Origin of the sequence: Shewanella sp. S23-S33 (assembly GCF_043359565.1) — a bacterium.
GTDB lineage: Bacteria > Pseudomonadota > Gammaproteobacteria > Enterobacterales > Shewanellaceae > Shewanella > Shewanella oncorhynchi.
Genome location: NZ_JBHFFD010000018.1, coordinates 1 through 2,316, shown reverse-complemented (window position 1 = coordinate 2,316; position 2,316 = coordinate 1). Strand labels below are relative to the sequence as shown.

Sequence of the window (2,316 nt, the reverse complement as noted above, 5' to 3'; positions counted from 1 at the left end):
CAGCCGTCCTCCGTGGTTGGGATGCCTGCTGCTTCGACGATTTTGGCAAAGTCGATTGTTGGCACGTCGATTTTATCGGCCATTAAAGATCCCCTCCGGTGATGCTGGATGCCGCGATTTGCGAAGAAATAGCGCCAAAGTCGATGGTATCGGCAAATACCCACCATTGGCCGCTGGCGGTTTCTTCTATGCGAACCGTGCCCGGCATGATGCGTACATCGTCCTCGACTAACAATTTGAGTTTGATTTGGGTGTCGGCGGTAACGCCTGTGCCACGGTCGCTAATGAGTAAGTGCGCTAAGCCTGTGTCTAAAATGGCGTGAACTATGTCCTGCGCGATGGCGGCGCGGTCGGTTAAATAGCGGGGGTTTAAGCCCACATCTAACACCACGTCGCCGTGTTCTATGTGCAAATCGATATAGAGGCTCATGAGTGCATCTCCAAGTAAGCGGGGATGTTGATATCCTCCCCTTTGCTTGGGTAGACGTTAACGGTTCCGACTGAAGTCGATTTGCTGTTGTTGGCATTGGCGATTTGCTGGCTAACGCCGCCACGGCTTAAGTTGGTTTGCACAGGCGAAATGGCATCAAGCAGTGGTGTTGGTGTTCCTGTGTATGTAGGGGTAACCGTCGCTGCCAAAGTGGCATTAATATCAATCCCCATAAGGCTCGATAGCTGTTCTATTACCCAGCCAAAAATAGGGAATGTGTCACTCATGAAGTTCCATACATTCCTAAAAACAGACTTTATAACGCTTAACCAGCTCACATCTAAAAACGCAGCCTTTAGGTCATCCCAGTAATAGATTAAGGCGCCTACAGCTAATGTCACAGCGGCTATACCTGCAATGACGAAACCGATAGGGTTAGCCATCATTGCCATATTTACACCAAGCTGTGCACCTTGAAGCCACTTTAATGCTGCTGCATACTTCAGCGCTGAAAATGATGCTACCGTGGTTACAGCAGTCCATGCCGTCATCGCCATAGTGCTGATACCCATGATTGCAGTGATTAATCCGCCTGCTGCAACAAGCGCGAGTATTGCAACTGCGGTTCCACCAAGGGTTTTAGTTAGATTTGGGAACATTTCAGTAAACCAAATAACGTCACGCCCAACATCGGCAATCTTGCCAACAAAGCTATTAAACGCTGGCAAAATAGCTGTTCCAAATGCAGCCCTAATCACGTACCAGCTTTGGGCTAATCGTTGACTTTGGTCTGTCATGGCAGCGGCCATTTTTTCGGCTTGTTCCATGCCTTTTACTTTGCCCAATGAATTAATCGAGCCTTTCAGCCCGTCAACATCTTTAAGTAACAATTGAATAAGTGCGGTAGCCTCGCCAGAACCAAAAGCACTCGTTACCTTATCGATATCAGCTTGGACTTTAGATAAGTCCCCATACTTTCCTTGTATTTTTTCAAGAATATCGACCATGGGCAGCATCTGTCCTTGGCTATCAACAAACGACATTCCCAATGCTTTTTGGGCTTTACCTGCGCCCGCTAAAAAGGCTTTGTATTTGGTTGCCGACTCACCCCCTTGCATTGTTGATTGCAATGTTCCTAGTACGGCCATTTGCTCTTGCAGTGGTGCAAGCCCTGCCGAGGCACCTAAGGCACCAAAGGCGTCGGCCATTTTTTTACCGTCGGTTTTAAATGCTTGTACTGCTGTCGCTGTCATGCCTGTTAGGCGTTCAACCCATGCGCCTTCACCCATTTGCATTGCATCATTTTTAAAGATGCCGTACATGGTTCCCATGTAGCTGGTAATGGTGGCAGCGTCGGCTTTAGTGCCTTTTGCGAGCACGTTTGACGCCATAGTAAAGCGCGATAAATCACTGGCGTTCAGGCCAGCAATCGCCGATTGAATATCGTAACTTGAACGGACGAAATCAGTTGATGATTCGCCATATTTCAGCGCGTAGTCGTAAGAGTTGTTTGCCAGCAATTTAAGGGCGTCGTTTTGCACGCCCAATGATTTAACCTCACCTAAGGCGCGGTCCATTTCAATGGCTGGCATAAGGGCATTTTGCAGGGCGTAACCGCTGGCCGCGATGCCACCAATGCCGGAGGCCATTTGCATGGTTCCAGCTTGGTAGTTGGACGCTAGACCGCTTAATCCTTGGCTGATTTTGGCAATCGGCCGAGTGATTTGGTCTATCAGCCCAACGGTGAACATTAGCGGTTGCGGTAAGCTCATGTTTGCCCTTTAGTATTCTGCAGCATAGTCATTAATGGCTTTGCTAGATCACAGTTACATTTATCTATGGTGCTACTTACCACCAAACGCCTTACAAATGGCGTTGGTGACAAT

2 protein-coding genes are annotated in these 2,316 nt (G+C 48.4%); both read right to left on the bottom strand.

The genetic code is table 11. The annotated features are described in order from the left end of the window. Positions 1-82: 82 nt before the first annotated feature. Entirely contained in the window at positions 83-430 is a 348-nt protein-coding gene (locus ACHA99_RS04985) for a DUF2590 family protein (RefSeq protein WP_393941442.1), read from the bottom strand. Continuing rightward, positions 427-2,202 carry a phage tail tape measure protein gene (locus ACHA99_RS04980; RefSeq protein ID WP_393941440.1) on the bottom strand — a complete coding sequence of 592 codons (1,776 nt, stop codon included), beginning with the start codon at positions 2,200-2,202 and terminating at the stop codon, positions 427-429. Before ACHA99_RS04980 ends, ACHA99_RS04985 begins: the two co-directional genes overlap by 4 nt. Between the last annotated feature and the right edge of the window lie 114 nt (positions 2,203-2,316).

Coding starts and splice junctions, on each gene's coding strand:
- ACHA99_RS04985 (WP_393941442.1), bottom strand. CDS start 430: ATGAGCCTCTATATCGATTTGCACATAGAACACGGCGACGTGGTGTTA.
- ACHA99_RS04980 (WP_393941440.1), bottom strand. CDS start 2,202: ATGAGCTTACCGCAACCGCTAATGTTCACCGTTGGGCTGATAGACCAA.